Here is a 16,106-nt window from a genome sequence, read left to right as displayed (position 1 = left end):
TTGAAACTGCGATCTATTCGCATTAACAGCGTTCTCTACACGGGTTCTCAAGCATGGCAAAGTCGGCGGGTTCGGTTAAACAGTGGCTGGGAGCCTCGGTATTGGCGGTGTCAGGGCTGGCGGTGCTGCCCCTGTGTGTGGCGCAGGCGGCGGATGCGCAGCAGCAAAGCGCGCAGTTCACCTTTGCCCTGGCCGCCAAGCCGTTGCCTCAGGCGCTGAGCGATTTCAGCCGGGTTACCGGGATCAGTGTGATCTACACCGACGAAGCGCCCTACGGCCTCAACGCCCCGGCGGTCAGTGGGCAGATGAGCGCGACCCAGGCCTTGCAACGCCTGCTGGGCAATTCGGGCTTTACCTTCCGCCAGATCGACGCCCGTACCCTGGCCCTGGAGCCCGTACCGGCCGAAGGCGCGGTGAACCTCGGTGCCACCACCATCAGCGGTGCCAGCCAGCCGTCGACCACCACCAGTTACCAGCCACCGCCTACCAGTTCGGTGATGCGTTCCCACGGCCTGTTGCTGGAAACCCCACAAACCGTCAACGTCGTTTCTGCTCAGGTGATCCGCGACCAGCAACCGCGCAACCTCGATGACGCGTTGAACAACATCAGCGGCATCACCCAGGCCAACACCTTGGGCAGTACCCAGGACGCGGTGATGCTGCGCGGTTTTGGTGACAACCGTAATGGCTCGATCATGCAAGACGGTATGCCTGTGGTGCAGGGCCGTGCGCTCAACGCCACCGCCGAGCGCGTCGAAGTGCTCAAGGGCCCGGCGTCGTTGTTGTATGGCATCCAGGACCCGGGCGGCGTGGTCAATATCGTCAGCAAAAAGCCCGAGTTGGTCCAGTCCACCGCGTTGACGGCACGCGGTTCGACCTTTGGCGACGGCAAGAACGGCAGCGGCGGCAACCTCGACACCACCGGCCCGCTCGGCGACAACGGCCTGGCCTATCGCCTGATCGTCGACCACGAAGACGAAGATTACTGGCGCAACTTCGGCACCCACCGTGAAAGCCTGGTGGCGCCGTCCCTGGCCTGGTACGGCGATACCACCAAGTTGCTGTTTGCCTACGAGCACCGGGAATTTCTCTCACCGTTCGACCGGGGCACCGCCATCGACCCCAAGACCAACCACCCGTTGGACATCCCTGCCACCCGCCGCCTGGATGAGCCGTTCAACAACATGGAAGGCCGCTCCGACCTCTACCATTTCGAGGCGGACCATGACCTGAACGACAACTGGAAAGCCCACTTTGGCTACAGCTGGAACCGGGAAACCTACGACGCCAGCCAGGTGCGCGTCGCCGCCGTCAACGCCAACGGCACCTTGACCCGCAGCATGGACGGCACCAAAGGCGCGCTGACCACCGACCGCTTCACCACCGCCAGCCTTGAAGGCAAGGTGCAAGTGGCTGGCATGCAGCACGACCTGACGTTTGGCCTGGACGACGAATACCGCAAGATCTACCGTGCCGACCTGATTCGCCAGGCGCCACGGGGCACCTTCAACTTCAACAACCCCAACTACGATGGCGAAGTGGCCGGCACCAAAGTCAGCGCGCCCGACAGCAACCAGACCGACTTGCTGCGCAGCGACTCGGTGTATTTCCAGGACGCGATCCACCTGACCGACCAGTGGATTCTGGTGGGCGGCGCGCGCTACCAGATGTACGACCAGTACGCGGGCAAAGGCGTGCCGTTCACCGCCAACACCGACGGCAATGGCCAGAAGTGGGTGCCCCGTGCGGGCCTGGTGTACCGCTACACCGACGAGTTGTCGTTCTACGGCAGCTACACCGAGTCATTCAAACCCAACTCCACCATCGCGCCGCTGGCCAACAAAACCGTGCTCGACGGCAGCCTGGAGCCCGAGCAGTCCAAAGCGTGGGAAGTGGGCACCAAGCTCGACATTCCCGGGCGTATCACCGCCAGCGCGGCGCTGTTCAACATTGATAAACGCAACGTGCTGGTGCAGGTGGGCGACGGCTTGACCTCGGTGTACAGCGTGGCTGGCAAGGTGCGTTCCCGTGGCCTGGAGCTGGACGCCAGCGGCCAGTTGACCGACCAGTGGAGCCTGATCGGCAGCTACGCCTACACCGATGCCGAAGTGACCGAAGACCCGGCCTTCAAAGGCAACCGCCTACAAAACGTCGCGAAAAATACCGGCTCGCTTTCGGCAGTGTATGACTTCGGCAGCCTGATCGGTGGCGACCAACTGCGCGTCGGCGCCGGTGCCCGTTATATCGGCGAGCGGGCAGGGGACGCGGCCAACAGCTTTGAACTGCCGGGTTACACCGTGGCCGATGCGTTTGCCACCTACGACACCAAAATCGAAGGGCAGAAGGTCAAGTTCCAGCTCAACGTGAAGAACCTGTTCGACAAGACCTACTACACCTCGGCGGTCAGCCGGTTCTTTGTGTCCATGGGCGATGCGCGGCAGGTGTCGGTGTCCAGCACCTTGAGTTTTTGATCCTGAGGGCACAGGCCCATCAAACGCCGGGGTGGGCCGTGAACGATGGCGGCCTGCCCGCCACCTACCGTGTTACAGATGAGCGTCGCCACCCGCCGATGGACCTGCTAGCGTGGCGGCCTTGATGGTTTTGCGGAAACACGACACTGATGCAATTTGGACGATGGCTACACACCAGCGGTTTGCTGGGCTTGAGTATGCTCCTGGGCGCCTGCGCCACACCGTCGACGACCTCGACCACCGCACACCTTGACCGCCTGCTGGCCGACCCGGCCCTGCAAGGCGCCAGCGTCGCGCTGATGGTGCGGGAGGCGGGCAGCGGCAACACGGTGTATCAACACAATGGGCAAACCCGCCTGACCCCCGCTTCCAACCTCAAACTGTTCACCACCGCTGCGGCCATGGATGTGCTGGGGCCGCAGTACCGTTTCGCTACCCAACTGCTGGGCAGCGGCCAGCGCCAGGGTGAGCGGCTGACCGGCAACCTGTACCTGCGTGGCCTGGGCGACCCAAGCATTCAGTGGGCCGATTACCAGGCGCTGGCGGCGCAATTGGCGAGCCAGGGGGTTCGCCAGGTGCAGGGCGACCTGGTGTTTGACGACACCTGGTTTGACGCCGAGCGGCTGGGCGTGGACTGGGCCCAGGACGATGAAACCACCTATTACGGCGCGCAGATTTCCGCGCTCACCGTTTCCCCCAACACCGATTTCGATGCCGGCACCGTGTTGGTCATCGCCCAGGCACCGGCCATCGTCGGGCAGCCAGTGAGCGTCGCGATCAACCCGCCCACCGGCTACCTGCAACTGAGCAACCGCGCCGTCAGTGGCACGGGGCAGCGCTACAGCCTCAACCGCTTGCACGGCACCAACCTGTTGCAACTGAGCGGCGCCATCGCGCCCGGCAAGCAGCGCCAGCAACTGGTCAGTGTGTGGGAGCCGACGCAATTGGTGGCCAACCTGTTTGAACAGGCGCTGGCGCAACAGGGCATCAGTGTGTCGGGGCGCCGGCTATTCGGCGCAACCACCCCGGCCACGGCCACCGTGCTGGCCAGCCATGACTCGGCGCCGTTGCAGGACCTGATCACGCCGCTGCTTAAACTGTCCAATAACAACATGTCCGAAGCGCTGCTCAAGGCCATGGGCCGCAAGACCGCCAACGCCGGTACTGCCGAGGCCGGAGCGGCAGCGGTGGCGGGTTTTCTCAAGCGTCAGGGGCTGAACCCGGCGATGTTGAATCAGGTGGACGGCTCCGGCTTGTCCCGGCGCAACCTGGTGTCGGCGCAAGACCTCACCGACCTGCTGCTGGTCGCCCGCAAGCAGCCCTGGTTCGACGCCTGGTACAACGCGTTGCCGATCGCTGGCAACCCGCAGCGCATGGTCGGCGGCAGCCTGCGCAACCGCCTGCGCGACACGCCCGCGCAAAACAACCTGCACGCCAAGACGGGCTCGATGGAGGGGGTGTCGTCGTTGAGCGGCTACCTCACCGATGCGAACGGGCGGCGATTGGTATTTGCGATGATGAGCAACAATTACGCGGCGACGGGCGCGCAGCTCAAGGCACTGGAGAACCGCGTCGCCGTGGCATTGGCGCAGGCAGCCCCCTGAATCAGGGCTGATAGCCCAGGCGCCAGCTCACGGCCTGGGCGGCGGCCTGCAGGTGCCGGGCGGCCGGGCCGTCTTCGTCGGCATGGAACAACGAGGTCGGTCCCACCACCGTCAACACGGCCACCACCTGCCCGAAGGCGTTGAACACCGGCGCCGACAATGCATCCACCCCGGGCATCAGCAGGCCATGCACCCCGTGCAGGCCGCGCTGGCGAATCTGCTCACAGACCTGCGCATAGGCCTGCTCGTCCACCAGGGTATGGGCGGTGCCGGCCTGGATCTCCTGGGCGCGCAAGTCCACGGTTTCCCGCGTGGGCAGGTAAGCCCCGAACACCAGCCCGGTGGACGAGCCGAGCAACGGCAACACCGAGCCCAATTGCGTCACCACCGTCACCGCACGCACGGCCGGTTCAATGTGCACGACGGTCGCCCCCTGGTTCCCCCACACCGCCAGAAAGCAGGTTTCATTCAACTCATCGCGCAGTTGCGCCAGCGGCAGGGCGGCGACTTTCAGCACGTCCAGGCCCCCGAGTGCCGCCAGCCCCACGCGCAAGGCTTCGCGGCCCAGGCCGTAGTGGTTGGTGGCGCTGTTCTGTTCGGCAAAGCCCGAGGCGATCAAGGCCTGCAAATAGCGGTGCACCTTACTGGCCGGCATCTGCACGTGTTCGGCCAGGCGCGACAACGAGGTGGCGGGCGACAGCTCGGCCAGGGCCTTGAGGATGTCGGTGCCGACTTCGGCCGAGCGGACTTTTTGTTTCGGCTTTTCCATGGAAGACCAGAATCCAAGAGATGAATGGGCGTCTTTATAGCTTGACGGGTTAGGGTGGGCAAATTACGTTAAGCGTAACTGGATTACGATAAAAACAACTTCTGCACAGAGGATGATCCATGGACCTCGCTTACCAATCGGGCTTTGGCAATGAATTTGCCAGCGAAGCCCTGCCGGGCGCCTTGCCCGTTGGCCAGAACTCCCCGCAAAAAGCCCCTTACGGCCTGTACACCGAACTGTTTTCCGGCACGGCGTTCACCATGGCCCGCAGCGAAGCGCGGCGTACCTGGATGTACCGCATTCAGCCGTCGGCCAACCACCCGGCGTTCGTCAAGTGCGAGCGGCAACTGGCCGGTGGCCCGCTGGGTGCGGTCACGCCGAACCGCCTGCGTTGGAACCCGCTGGCGCTGCCTGCTGAACCCACGGATTTTGTCAACGGGCTTGTCGGCATGGTTGCCAATAGCGCGTCGGAAAAACCGTCGGGCATCAGCATTTACCACTACTGCGCCAACCGTTCGATGACGCGGGTGTTCTTCAACGCCGACGGCGAGTTGCTGATCGTTCCCGAGCAGGGCCGCCTGCGCATCGCCACCGAACTGGGGGTACTGGAGGTGGCGCCGCTGGAAATCGTCGTGTTGCCCCGAGGCCTTAAATTTCGTGTTGAACTGCTCGACGCCGAGGCCCGTGGCTACGTCGCCGAAAACCACGGCGCGCCGCTGCGCCTGCCAGACCTGGGGCCCATCGGCAGCAACGGCCTGGCCAACCCCCGCGATTTCCTGGCGCCGGTCGCCCATTACGAACACCTCCAGCAGCCCACTCCGTTGGTGCAGAAGTTTCTCGGCGAACTGTGGGCGTGCGAGCTGGACCACTCGCCGCTGAACGTGGTGGCCTGGCATGGCAACAACGTGCCGTATAAATACGACCTGCGCCGCTTCAACACCCTGGGCACCGTGAGTTTTGATCACCCCGACCCGTCGATTTTCACCGTGCTGACCTCGCCCACCAGCGTGCACGGCCTGGCCAACCTCGACTTTGTGATCTTCCCGCCGCGCTGGATGGTGGCCGAAAACACCTTCCGCCCGCCGTGGTTCCACCGCAACCTGATGAACGAATACATGGGCCTGCTGCAAGGCGCCTACGACGCCAAGGCCGAAGGCTTCGTGCCCGGCGGCGCGTCGCTGCACAGCTGCATGAGCGCCCACGGCCCGGACGGCGAAAGCTGCACTAAAGCCATTAACGCCGAGCTGGCCCCGCACAAAATCGACAACACTCTGGCCTTTATGTTTGAAACCAGCCAGGTGCTGCGCCCCACTCAATTCGCGCTGCAATGCCCGCAGCTGCAACCCGCTTATGACGCGTGCTGGGCCTCGTTGCCCGCCACCTTCAACCCCCATCGGAGATAACCCATGACACAGCCAAACCTCACCCGCAGTTGGGTGGAATCTGCCAACGGTCACCGGGACTTCCCGCTGCAAAACCTGCCGCTGGGGGTGTTCAGCCTTGACGGCGGCGCGCCGCGCAGTGGCGTGGCGATTGGGGACTGCATCGTCGATTTGCACGCGGCGCTGGCGCTTTTTGACGGTGAGGCCCGGCGCGCCGTGGAAGCGACCGCGGGCGGTCAACTCAATGGCTTTTTCGAACTGGGCCGTGGCCCGCGCGTGGCCTTGCGCGAACGCTTGCTGACACTGCTGGCCGAAGGCAGCAGCGCAGCATCCCAGGCCGCGACGTGGCTGCATCGCGCCGCGGATTGCCAGCTGCACCTGCCCGCGCGTATCAGCGATTACACCGACTTTTATGTGGGCATCGAGCACGCGCAAAACGTCGGCAAACTGTTCCGCCCCGACAACCCGCTGCTGCCCAACTACAAATACGTGCCGATTGGCTATCACGGCCGCGCCTCCACCGTTCGCCCGTCGGGCACCGAGGTGCGCCGCCCCAAAGGCCAGACCCTGCCCGCAGGCCAGACCGAGCCTGTGTTCGGCCCTTGCGCGCGCCTGGACTACGAGCTGGAGCTGGGCATCTGGATCGGCCAGGGCAATGCCATGGGCGATGCGATTGCCATCGGCGACGCCGCCGAGCACATCGCCGGTTTCTGCCTGCTCAATGACTGGTCGGCGCGGGATATCCAGGCCTGGGAATACCAGCCGTTGGGGCCGTTTTTGTCGAAAAGCTTCATCACCAGCGTCTCGCCCTGGGTGGTCACGGCCGAAGCCCTGGCGCCGTTTCGCAAAGCCCAGCCCGCACGGCCCGACGGTGATCCGCAGCCGTTGCCCTACCTGCTGGATAAACGCGACCAGGAGGGCGGTGCATTCGATATCGAACTGGAAGTGCTGCTGACCACGGCCCGCATGCGTGAGCAACAGCTGGCGCCCCATCGGCTGACCCTGAGCAACACTCAACACATGTACTGGACCGTCGCGCAGATGGTGGCGCACCACAGCGTCAACGGCTGCCAGTTGCAGGCCGGTGACCTGTTTGGCTCGGGCACTTTGTCGGGGCCGGGGCCGGGCCAGTTCGGCAGCCTGCTGGAGATCACCGAGGGCGGTAAAAAGCCGATCGAATTGGCCAGCGGCGAGGTGCGTAAATTCCTCGAAGATGGCGACGAAATCATCCTGCGCGCCCGCGCCAGCCGCGAAGGGTATGCCTCCATCGGCTTCGGCGAATGCCGCGGCACCGTGGTCGCGGCGCGCTGAGGGGGCGGGGCATGGAACTCTACACCTACTACCGTTCCACCTCCTCGTACCGGGTGCGCATCGCGCTGGCGCTCAAGGGCCTGGAGTTCAACGCGCTGCCGGTGAATTTGCTGGTGCCCCCGGGCGGCGCGAACCGCCAGCCCGAGTACCTGGCGATCAACCCGCAGGGCCGGGTGCCAGCGTTGCGCACCGATCAGGGCGAGCTGTTGATTCAATCGCCGGCCATCATCGAATACCTGGAAGAACGTTATCCACAGGCGCCGCTGCTGTCCCAGGACCTGGTGGCCCGTGCCCACGAGCGGGCGGTGGCGTCGATCATCGGCTGTGACATTCACCCGCTGCACAACTCCAGCACGCAAAACCTGCTGCGCCAATGGGGGCATGACGAGGCGCAGGTGCTGGAGTGGGTGGGGCACTGGATTCACCAGGGCCTGGCGGCGGTAGAGCAACTGATTGGCGACGCGGGGTATTGCTTTGGCGCGGCGCCGGGCCTGGCGGATGTGTTTTTGATTCCCCAGGTGTACGCCGCCGAGCGCTTCAAAGTGTCGCTGCACGCGTGGCCGCGCATCCAGCGGGTCGCTGCCCTGGCGGCGCAGCACCCGGCGTTTATCCAGGCGCATCCTGCCCACCAACCGGACACCCCATCACACTAAAAGCCGGCCCTGTGCGGTGCACAACCCGATCGCCAGTTTTCGTACGGCACTCGATGCCCGGCGCTGGCCACCGGGGACCTCCTCAAGGCGTCGGGGTCAATGCACCACTGAGTTGGGCGGCAGGTGCCCCAGCCGCTCGGTTAGGCGCAGCCGCTGAACGGGATCTTCGCTGAGCAACAGGGCGTGTTCCAGGTCAAAGCGCTCGGCGTTCGGGCAGTCCAGGCGCTGGTACAGGCTGGCCCGGGCCAGGTAATCGGAAGCGCTGGCGTTGCCCAGTTCCAGTACCCGTTCGGCGTCCACCAGGGCGTCGAGCGGAGTGTCGTTGGCCTGGTGCAACTGGCGCAAATTGCGCGACAGGCGTTGCAGCATCGCGCGCGGCTGGGCGGTGTGCAGGTGCTCGGCGGACAGCTTCAGGTCGGGGCCGTACTGGCGGTGCAGCAGCTCGCGGCAGTCCTTGGGGTACAGCCGCCGACCGCCGCAGGGGTCCAGCAGGTGGTCGGCGCCGCGCACGCGCAACAGAAAATGCCCGGGAAAATTGACGCCCTCAAGCGGTATGCCCAATTGCCGCGCCAGTTCCAGGGCAATCAGGCCCAGTGCCAGCGGTTGCCCGCGTTTGCGCAGCAACACCTTGTCCAGCAGGGCAGCGGCGGGGCGCAGCGGCGTGTCGTCATCCTGGGCAAAGCCCAGGTCATTCATGCGCCGCAGCAGGGGCTGGCCCAGCTCGTCTGCTGGCAGCAGCGGCAGGCTGATGCTGATCCGCTGTTGCAGCACGTTCATCTCCTGCAGGACATGCAGTGGCACGAGGGCCGTATCGTGCTCGGCGGCTATCCACAGCGCGGCTTCAAACAGCGCGGGCGGGGAGCGGTCCAGGCAGGCGAAAAAGGCTTGGCGAGGGGTCATCAAGTTCTCCGACGGATGTCACGTTTTAGCCCTGCCGGGAAAATTCGTCCAGTGCCGTGGCACGCGTCCTACTCTTTTATGTCCTAAAGCCTGCAAAACCTGTGGGCTTATTCCCCTGTGCTTCAGGCAAGCTTTCGGCACCGGTCCTATACTTGCCGCCTACCAGAAGTGATTCGGGAGCTTGACGATGTTTGCGCTCATGCACAGCACCCGCCTTGAATCGCTGCACCTGAGCACCGACCCGGCCACCGGGTTGAAAGCGATCATTGCCATCCACAACAGCCGCCGGGGCCCCGCCCTTGGGGGGTGCCGCTACCTGCCCTATGCCGACGATGAAAGCGCCGTGGCCGATGCTGCGCGCCTGGCCCAAGGCATGAGTTACAAGGCCGCGCTGGCCGGGTTGCCGGTGGGCGGCGGCACGGCGGTGATCCTGCGGCCCGCCCATGTGCAAAGCCGTGCCGCGTTGTTCGAGGCCTTTGGCCGCTGCGTGGAGCAGTTGGACGGGCGCTACGTGACCGCCGTCGACAGCGGCACCTCGGTGGCCGACATGGATTGCATCGCCCAGCACACCCGCTTTGTCACCAGCACCACTGCCGCGGGCGACCCCTCACCCCATGCCGCCATGGGCGTGTTCGCCGGCATCCGCACCACCGCGATGGCGCGGCTGGGCAGCGATAACCTCGAAGGTTTGCGCGTGGCGATCCAGGGCCTGGGCAACGTGGGGTATGCGGTGGCCGAACAACTGCACGCTGCCGGGGCCGAGTTGCTGGTGAGCGACATCGACCACGGCAAGGTGCAACTGGCCATGGAACAGCTGGGCGCGCACCCGATTGCCAACGATGCGTTGCTCAGCACACCGTGCGACATCCTCGCTCCCTGCGGACTGGGCGCGGTGCTCAATCGCCAGAGCGTTGCACAGCTGCGTTGTGCGGCAGTGGCCGGGTCGGCGAGTGCGCAATTGACCAACCTGCACGTCGCCGATCAGTTGGAAGGGCGTGGGATTCTTTACGCGCCGGACTACGTGATCAACTCGGGCGGGCTGATCTACGTGGCCCTCAAGCATGGCGGTGCCGAACTGCCGACCATCACCGCGCACCTGTCGAGCATCGGCGCGCGGCTGACCGAAATCTTCGCCCATGCCCAGGCCGAAAAGCGCTCACCCGCCCGGGTGGCGGATGAGCTGGCGGAGCGCCTGCTGTACCGCTGACACGCGTCAGAGCTGGTATTTTTCCCGCACCAAGGGGCCCAGGCCGATGCGGTCCAGGATGGCCAGCGGGCACAGGATCGTGACGCGCACGGTGCCCGGCAGCCGGCTGATTTCAATCGAACCGTTGAGAGTGGCGCGGTTGCGCACTTCATCCAGCGACAGGCCGGTCACGGCGGCCGCGCGTTCCAGGCCGTTGTCTGTCGCGACGTTGAGATTTATCCCACTGCCAATAAAGGTGATGGGCGCGTTGTCCTCGATCTCGACCTGGCCCCAGCGCTCGCCCAGCGCCTTGACGTGCGCGCGTTGCGTGGCGTTCATCGGCCGGGCCATCGGCGGCAGGTCGTCGAGGTTTTGCAGCAGGATCGGGCCGTCGATCGTCAGGTGTTTGATCACGTGCACGCTCAACTCGGTTTCCCCTGACACATCGGTGGCGTGACCGGCGATTTCGCCGTTGCCCTGCTGGGCGTGCATATCGCCCATGTACACCCCGGCGCCGGGCACCTTGACCGGGCAGATCAAAATGCAGCCTTCGCGCACGGAGTTGGTGTCCATGTGGCCATCGGTTTTTGCCGCATGGAGCTCTTCATGACTCATGCCATAGCGGTGGGGCGCGCCGACCAGGTACTGGCCGAAGTCGGCGCAGTTGTGGGAATCGGGCAAGTCCCGTGAAGGCGTGGTGCCGATATTGCCCAGGAACGGTCGCATGTGCGCGGCCAGGCCCGGCAGGTCGGCGCGGGCCAGGGACAAAATCGAGTGCTGGGCGGCCAGCTCGGGCAGCGCCGACATCTGCGACGCCTTGCCCGCCAGGCGGTCGGCGATCTCCTGGTTGACCGTGAGGCTGACCTTGTGTTCGTCGTCCAGCACGATCACGTAACCGTTGCTGAAGCGAAATGCACTGACCTCCGCGCCGCACGCGTTACACCGGATCGCGTCTTCCCCAATGCCCTCGACATGACTGGCCGGGTGCTCCTGCCCGCAGTTGGAGCAGAACTTGGCGACAAACGGATCGCCGTGATAACGCCCTTCGACAAAGCTCATCACCCCCGAAGACGTCGCCAGGGACGTGACGCGCATGCGTGTGATTTTTAGCGCGACGGCGTCACCGATTTCTGCGCCAGCAATCGCCACCGGCTGGGTCACTTCATGCCCGCCTTCAAACGCGGGTGTGATCATCGGGCCCCAGCAGCCGGGCGGTGTGCCGGTGATCAACGTGCCGCCATCGGCCAGTGGGCCCAGCATGGGCTGGCTGGGGCCGAGCAGGCCGTGGGTGTAGGAGGTGACGGTGAGGCGATCGACGGCAGGGAGGTTATTCATTTTGTTTTTTGGGTCCTGAGTGATTGAATGCGCAAGTCCGTAGGGGGCGAACTTCCAGCTTTTGTCACTTAACCGCCGGCATGTATCTGCCATGTGTCATCCACAGGCGTATGCCCTGTGGGAATGTATCTGCGCAGGGCCTATACACACTGTGGTACAGGCCGGGGTTAACCCCATCACTTGTTGTTGAACCCGTGTTCATAAAGAGGTTTGCATGTCCAAACACACCGCAGGACGCGCCAGCGGGCGCACCATCACCTTCAAACGTCCGGACGGCGCCGAGGTCCAGGGCTACCTGGCGAGCCCCGCCGTATTGGAAGGCGCACCGGCCATCGTAGTGATCCAGGAATGGTGGGGCGTCAACGATCAGATCAAGGGCGTGGCCGACCGCCTGGCCGAGTGCGGCTACCGCGCACTGGTGCCCGATTTGTATCGCGGCGCCTCCACCGTAGAAGAGGAAGAAGCCCACCACCTGATGGACGGGCTGGATTTCAGCGACGCCGTCACCCAGGACTTGACCGGGGCGGTGCAGTACCTCAAGGCCGAGTCGAAAAACGTCGGCGTGACCGGCTACTGCATGGGCGGCGCGCTGACATTGCTGGCGCTCAATGCCATTCCCGACCTCGCGGCCGGGGTAGTGTGGTACGGCTTCCCGCCGCTGGAATACCTGGACCCGTCAAAAATCAAGGCGCCGCTGATCGGGCATTGGGGCACGCAAGACCTGTTCTTCAGCATCGAAACCGTGGGCGAGCTGGAATCGAAACTGCACGCTGCCGGTGTAGACGCCACCTTCCACCGCTACCTGGCGCACCACGCGTTTGCCAACGAAACCGCGATTGGTGACGGCCGCATCGCTGGCACCCAGTACGACGCCGCCTGGTCGCAACTGGCGTGGGACCGCACGCTGACGTTCTTCGGCAAGACCTTGTGGAACGCTTGATGTGAAACCCGGCGGCCGTACCTCTCCGGTACGGCCGCCCTTGGCGTCACTCGCTCTGTTCCTGCCCGATCTCGGCCAGCGCCGCCGCATTGTTCTTGAACGCCGCCGCAAAGGCCACGCGGTTCTTGGCCATGAAAATACCGGCATCTTCGGCCTGCTTTTCACTCAAGCCTTCGACATTTTTCAACAGCACGTCCATCAACGATTCCGCCAGCTCGAGCATTTGGTCGTGGGCGTCGGCAAGTTTGCGATCCAAGAATGTAGTCTCCAAGTCGCGGGTACTGCGATACAGGGTTTCAACAGCCATTTTGTTGGCCTCGTCGTCAGGGTGCAGAGGTGAAAGTGCAAATACTGTATTTATGTACAGTTAAAAACTCAAGAGAATCTTTGGATTTGGGTGATGGCCTTTTAATGTAGTTGGGATCTGGGAGGGATGCACCGGCTGATCGTTCGCCGTCCGGGACGCGTTGGCGCAAAGTGCGACGTGTTCTGTTACTCACTTCATCGCGTGAGCCACGACACCTCAAAGCTCAGCGGCTAGACTCCTCCTTCATCGACCCCGGAGGCCCCTATGAGTACTTCCCTTTCCACTGGCGTTCCCCTGGCAGAGTCCGAAGAGCACGCCGCCAGTTACGACCGTTGGCTGCGCGCCAAAGTGCAAGCGGCCCTGGATGATCCAAGCCCTGGAGTGGCTCATGACGAAGTGATGGCGCAGATGCAGGCGCTGATCGAGTCCAAACGCAAAAAGGACGATGCTGATTGAGTGGGCACCCGCCGCGCGGGTGGAACTCCGACAGATTATTGATTACATCAGCGACCGAAATCCCAACGCCGCCATCGAGCTGAGCCGAGCCATAGACGCGTCGGTACGGGCTCTTTCACGCAGGCCTCATCTCTACCGATCCGGACGTGTAAGCGGCACGCGAGAAATGGTGGTACATCCCAATTACCTGGTCGTCTACCAAGTGACCGACAGTATTCGGGTGCTCTCGGTTATACATTCACGGCAGCAATATCCATAAGTACTCACTCGTGGGGGTGAGAAGTACTGATGGTTTTTTGTTGGCGCATGAACACTCAACGACGTGCCTCCCAACCCCCACCACCTTCTAACCCCGTCTCTGGCCTTTTTTCTGCATACAGAAAAACCGTCACGTCCAACCCGCATCATCCGGTCGAGCCGACCTAAGGAAGCATCATCGTGAAAATCAACTGGGCTGAAAACCTGCGTGAAAGCGTGCATTCGCTGGCCGAGTCGCTGGGCAACCTGTTCGTCGAGACCTTCCACTACCTGGCGCTGTTCGCCATTGGTGCGGTGACCGCCTGGGCGGCGGTGATGGAGTTTTTGCAGATGATCGAGGCGGGGCACATCAAGATCGATGACATCTTGCTGTTGTTCATCTACCTGGAGCTGGGGGCGATGGTGGGGATTTATTTCAAGACCAACCACATGCCCGTGCGCTTCCTGATCTACGTAGCGATCACCGCACTCACCCGTTTGCTGATCTCCAACGTGTCGCACCACAACCCGCCAGACCTGGGGATTATCTACCTGTGTGGCGGCATTCTATTGCTGGCGTTTGCGATTCTGGTGGTGCGCTACGCCTCGTCGGCGTTTCCGTCGGTGAAGGTCGAAGGCCCGCGTCGCAAGGGCGAGGCAGGCCTGGAAACCGAGAAGGGCGAGCTTTAAAAACCGGCGTTCAACGGCGGCCGGCTGGTGGGCGGTCGCTGGAGCAGGGTGGGGTCGTCGCTTTGGGTCATCACCGTCAATATCTCCAGGGCGCTGTGGCCTTGTTCGATGGCGATGCCAAATTGCACGCTTTGCACCAGCCGCTTGAGGCGCTGCGGGTCGTTGCGTTGTTCGGCGCTGATCATGCGTTTGGCCACCACACCGTCCTTGTCGGATAGGGTCAGCATGATGCTGCCGTCCAGCCGCTGGACGCTGAGGTTGACCCGATAGCGGGGGCTGAAGGTGTCGGTGATGATTTGAAAAGGATTGTCCATGGTGCGTTACCGCCTGATAAGAACATGCAGTCATTGACGACCGGTGTCGGGATTGGTTCGTGTTTCCTGACCGCCGGTCATTCGTTCGCCGAGGCTTTCACAAGATCCGTTTTCCTCAGAAGGTGTACAGCAAGGGTCGTGCCGTAACGCTTGCCAGCGCGTATTTGCGGGGTAAACAAAAAGCGGACCCTTCGGTCCGCTTTTTTCGGGTGGGCTGTTTCAGGGCACTACGGAAAAAACGATCGCAGACAGTGCAATCAGCCCCACCCCCACCACAAACACATTCGACAGCTGGCCCGAATACTGGCGCAGTGAAGGCACTCGGCGGATGGCGTACATCGGCATCAAAAACAGCAGGCAGGCGATGACCGGCCCGCCCAGGGTTTCGATGATGCCCAGGATGCTGGGGTTGAACGTGGCCACCGCCCAGCACGTAAGGATCATGAACAGCGCGGTGCAGCGGTTCAGCCAGCGTTGCGGCAGGGTGCGCGTGCCGCCGAGCAGACCCTGGAAACCTTCGCTGGCGCCGATGTAGTGGCCCAGGAACGATTTGGTGATCGCCACCAGGGCGATCAGCGGCGCTGCATACGCGATGACGGGGGTCTGGAAGTGGTTGGCCAGGTACGACAGGATCGAGATGTTCTGCGCCTTGGCCTGGGCCAAATCTGCCGGCGACAGGGCCAGCACGCAACTGAAGCAAAAGAACATCACGGTCAGCACCATCATCGCGTGGGCCATGGCCAGGATGCCGCTGCTCTTGCGTTCGGCGTGCGCGCCGTACACACGTTTCTGGTCCACGGCAAAGGCCGAAATGATCGGCGAGTGGTTGAACGAAAACACCATCACCGGAATCGCCAGCCACAGGGTCTTGAAGAACAGCGGCAGGGGCATGCCATCACCGGCCGTGGCGAAAAACGCGCCGTTCCAATTGGGGATCAGGCTCAGTGCCAACAGCAGCAGGGCGGCGACGAACGGGTAGACCAACACGCTCATGGCCTTGACGATCACGCCCTGGCCGCAGCGCACGATCGCCATCACGCCAAGGATCAGTGCCAGCGACAACACGGCCCGGGGCGGTGGGGTGAGGTGCAGTTGATGCGTCATGAAGCTGGTCAGCGTGTTGGTCAGCGCCACGCTGTACACCAGCAGGATCGGGAAGATGGCAAAGAAATAGAGCAGGGTAATGAGTTTGCCCGCGCCCGCGCCAAAGTGTTCCTCCACCACTTGGGTGATGTCCCCGGATTTGCCCGACAGCACAAAGCGCGTCAGCCCACGGTGGGCGAAGAAGGTCATCGGAAAGGCCAGCAACGCCAGCACGATCATCGGCCAAAAGCCGCCCACGCCTGCGTTGATCGGCAGGAACAGGGTGCCCGCGCCGATGGCGGTGCCGTAGAGCCCCAGCATCCAGGTGGTGTCGTGTTGGCTCCAGCTTTGGGCCACTGTGTGGGGCCGCTCTACAGCGGGATTTTCGGCAGCAGGTGTGTGTACATCGGTCATCGTTATTGCCTCGTTATTATTTTTGCGCGGGCTCACGTGGGGACGGTCAGGCGA

Annotated in this window: 16 protein-coding genes; 10 read left to right on the top strand and 6 right to left on the bottom strand. The window is 63.4% G+C overall.

The window, feature by feature from the left end:
• The first annotated feature begins 53 nt into the window (after positions 1-53).
• Positions 54-2,471, top strand: coding sequence for a TonB-dependent siderophore receptor (locus tag ACW9H9_RS05945; protein ID WP_457342244.1), 2,418 nt, complete (start codon positions 54-56; stop codon positions 2,469-2,471).
• Positions 2,472-2,620: 149 nt separating this feature from the next.
• The gene (gene dacB, locus ACW9H9_RS05940; RefSeq protein WP_457342245.1) at positions 2,621-4,075 is read left to right on the top strand and encodes a D-alanyl-D-alanine carboxypeptidase/D-alanyl-D-alanine endopeptidase; all 1,455 of its coding nucleotides are present in this window, start codon (positions 2,621-2,623) and stop codon (positions 4,073-4,075) included.
• Position 4,076: 1 nt separating this feature from the next.
• On the opposite strand, the gene ACW9H9_RS05935 is transcribed toward dacB, so the two are convergent.
• Positions 4,077-4,844: an IclR family transcriptional regulator gene (locus ACW9H9_RS05935; RefSeq protein ID WP_457342246.1), complete on the bottom strand. Its 768-nt coding sequence runs from the start codon at positions 4,842-4,844 to the stop codon at positions 4,077-4,079.
• A gap of 119 nt (positions 4,845-4,963) precedes the next feature.
• Between ACW9H9_RS05935 and hmgA the strand changes: the two genes are divergently transcribed.
• Genes hmgA through maiA form a run of 3 tightly spaced genes read left to right on the top strand, consistent with a single transcriptional unit; the run spans position 4,964 to position 8,190 of the window.
• A complete protein-coding gene (hmgA, locus tag ACW9H9_RS05930; protein ID WP_457342247.1) occupies positions 4,964-6,247 on the top strand; it encodes a homogentisate 1,2-dioxygenase in 1,284 nt (427 codons plus the stop codon).
• 3 nt (positions 6,248-6,250) lie between these two features.
• On the top strand, positions 6,251-7,537 hold the full coding sequence (gene fahA / locus ACW9H9_RS05925; protein ID WP_457342248.1) for a fumarylacetoacetase: 1,287 nt from the start codon (positions 6,251-6,253) through the stop codon (positions 7,535-7,537).
• Between the two features lie 11 nt (positions 7,538-7,548).
• Entirely contained in the window at positions 7,549-8,190 is a 642-nt protein-coding gene (gene maiA / locus ACW9H9_RS05920; RefSeq protein WP_457342249.1) for a maleylacetoacetate isomerase, read from the top strand.
• A 96-nt stretch (positions 8,191-8,286) separates the two neighbouring features.
• On the opposite strand, the gene ACW9H9_RS05915 is transcribed toward maiA, so the two are convergent.
• Positions 8,287-9,090 carry a SirB1 family protein gene (locus ACW9H9_RS05915; RefSeq protein ID WP_457342250.1) on the bottom strand — a complete coding sequence of 268 codons (804 nt, stop codon included), beginning with the start codon at positions 9,088-9,090 and terminating at the stop codon, positions 8,287-8,289.
• Positions 9,091-9,277: 187 nt separating this feature from the next.
• Between ACW9H9_RS05915 and ACW9H9_RS05910 the strand changes: the two genes are divergently transcribed.
• Positions 9,278-10,297 (top strand): Leu/Phe/Val dehydrogenase, encoded by a 1,020-nt coding sequence (locus ACW9H9_RS05910; protein WP_457342251.1) that lies wholly within the window; start codon positions 9,278-9,280, stop codon positions 10,295-10,297.
• Positions 10,298-10,303: 6 nt separating this feature from the next.
• On the opposite strand, the gene ACW9H9_RS05905 is transcribed toward ACW9H9_RS05910, so the two are convergent.
• A complete protein-coding gene (locus ACW9H9_RS05905) occupies positions 10,304-11,611 on the bottom strand; it encodes an acetamidase/formamidase family protein (RefSeq protein WP_457342252.1) in 1,308 nt (435 codons plus the stop codon).
• A 214-nt stretch (positions 11,612-11,825) separates the two neighbouring features.
• On the opposite strand from ACW9H9_RS05905, the gene ACW9H9_RS05900 reads away from it, so the two are divergent.
• Positions 11,826-12,551, top strand: coding sequence for a dienelactone hydrolase family protein (locus ACW9H9_RS05900; protein WP_457342253.1), 726 nt, complete (start codon positions 11,826-11,828; stop codon positions 12,549-12,551).
• Positions 12,552-12,597: 46 nt separating this feature from the next.
• On the opposite strand, the gene ACW9H9_RS05895 is transcribed toward ACW9H9_RS05900, so the two are convergent.
• Positions 12,598-12,858: a YebG family protein gene (locus ACW9H9_RS05895; RefSeq protein WP_457342254.1), complete on the bottom strand. Its 261-nt coding sequence runs from the start codon at positions 12,856-12,858 to the stop codon at positions 12,598-12,600.
• A gap of 264 nt (positions 12,859-13,122) precedes the next feature.
• Here ACW9H9_RS05895 and relB point away from each other — a divergent pair, with 264 nt between their 5' ends.
• From relB to ACW9H9_RS05880, 3 genes are all read left to right on the top strand, one after another.
• Complete coding sequence (relB, locus tag ACW9H9_RS05890; RefSeq protein WP_457342255.1) at positions 13,123-13,314, top strand: type II toxin-antitoxin system RelB family antitoxin; 192 nt, start codon at positions 13,123-13,125, stop codon at positions 13,312-13,314.
• Positions 13,304-13,573 (top strand): type II toxin-antitoxin system RelE/ParE family toxin, encoded by a 270-nt coding sequence (locus tag ACW9H9_RS05885; protein ID WP_457342256.1) that lies wholly within the window; start codon positions 13,304-13,306, stop codon positions 13,571-13,573. Before relB ends, ACW9H9_RS05885 begins: the two co-directional genes overlap by 11 nt.
• Before the next feature lie 179 nt (positions 13,574-13,752).
• Positions 13,753-14,241 (top strand): phosphate-starvation-inducible protein PsiE, encoded by a 489-nt coding sequence (locus ACW9H9_RS05880; RefSeq protein ID WP_457342257.1) that lies wholly within the window; start codon positions 13,753-13,755, stop codon positions 14,239-14,241.
• Here the strand turns inward: ACW9H9_RS05880 and ACW9H9_RS05875 are convergent.
• Together ACW9H9_RS05875 and ACW9H9_RS05870 are read right to left on the bottom strand one after the other, a co-directional pair.
• Positions 14,238-14,555 carry a DUF3509 domain-containing protein gene (locus tag ACW9H9_RS05875; protein WP_457342258.1) on the bottom strand — a complete coding sequence of 106 codons (318 nt, stop codon included), beginning with the start codon at positions 14,553-14,555 and terminating at the stop codon, positions 14,238-14,240. The two genes, ACW9H9_RS05880 and ACW9H9_RS05875, sit on opposite strands and share 4 nt — an antisense overlap.
• A gap of 219 nt (positions 14,556-14,774) precedes the next feature.
• On the bottom strand, positions 14,775-16,052 hold the full coding sequence (locus tag ACW9H9_RS05870) for an aromatic amino acid transport family protein (protein ID WP_457342259.1): 1,278 nt from the start codon (positions 16,050-16,052) through the stop codon (positions 14,775-14,777).
• Between the last annotated feature and the right edge of the window lie 54 nt (positions 16,053-16,106).

The organism is Pseudomonas sp. SDO5215_S409 (assembly GCF_054071325.1).
The sequence above is the reverse complement of the archived record's forward strand: the minus strand, read 5'-3'. Positions and strand labels throughout refer to the sequence as shown.

Bases quoted from the DNA above. Each gene is read 5' to 3' on its own strand.
- ACW9H9_RS05875 (WP_457342258.1), bottom strand. From the start codon at position 14,555: ATGGACAATCCTTTTCAAATCATCACCGACACCTTCAGCCCCCGCTAT.
- ACW9H9_RS05900 (WP_457342253.1), top strand. From the start codon at position 11,826: ATGTCCAAACACACCGCAGGACGCGCCAGCGGGCGCACCATCACCTTC.
- ACW9H9_RS05910 (WP_457342251.1), top strand. From the start codon at position 9,278: ATGTTTGCGCTCATGCACAGCACCCGCCTTGAATCGCTGCACCTGAGC.
- relB (WP_457342255.1), top strand. From the start codon at position 13,123: ATGAGTACTTCCCTTTCCACTGGCGTTCCCCTGGCAGAGTCCGAAGAG.
- ACW9H9_RS05885 (WP_457342256.1), top strand. From the start codon at position 13,304: ATGCTGATTGAGTGGGCACCCGCCGCGCGGGTGGAACTCCGACAGATT.
- ACW9H9_RS05870 (WP_457342259.1), bottom strand. From the start codon at position 16,052: ATGACCGATGTACACACACCTGCTGCCGAAAATCCCGCTGTAGAGCGG.
- hmgA (WP_457342247.1), top strand. From the start codon at position 4,964: ATGGACCTCGCTTACCAATCGGGCTTTGGCAATGAATTTGCCAGCGAA.
- ACW9H9_RS05895 (WP_457342254.1), bottom strand. From the start codon at position 12,858: ATGGCTGTTGAAACCCTGTATCGCAGTACCCGCGACTTGGAGACTACA.
- ACW9H9_RS05935 (WP_457342246.1), bottom strand. From the start codon at position 4,844: ATGGAAAAGCCGAAACAAAAAGTCCGCTCGGCCGAAGTCGGCACCGAC.
- maiA (WP_457342249.1), top strand. From the start codon at position 7,549: ATGGAACTCTACACCTACTACCGTTCCACCTCCTCGTACCGGGTGCGC.
- ACW9H9_RS05905 (WP_457342252.1), bottom strand. From the start codon at position 11,611: ATGAATAACCTCCCTGCCGTCGATCGCCTCACCGTCACCTCCTACACC.
- dacB (WP_457342245.1), top strand. From the start codon at position 2,621: ATGCAATTTGGACGATGGCTACACACCAGCGGTTTGCTGGGCTTGAGT.
- fahA (WP_457342248.1), top strand. From the start codon at position 6,251: ATGACACAGCCAAACCTCACCCGCAGTTGGGTGGAATCTGCCAACGGT.
- ACW9H9_RS05945 (WP_457342244.1), top strand. From the start codon at position 54: ATGGCAAAGTCGGCGGGTTCGGTTAAACAGTGGCTGGGAGCCTCGGTA.
- ACW9H9_RS05915 (WP_457342250.1), bottom strand. From the start codon at position 9,090: ATGACCCCTCGCCAAGCCTTTTTCGCCTGCCTGGACCGCTCCCCGCCC.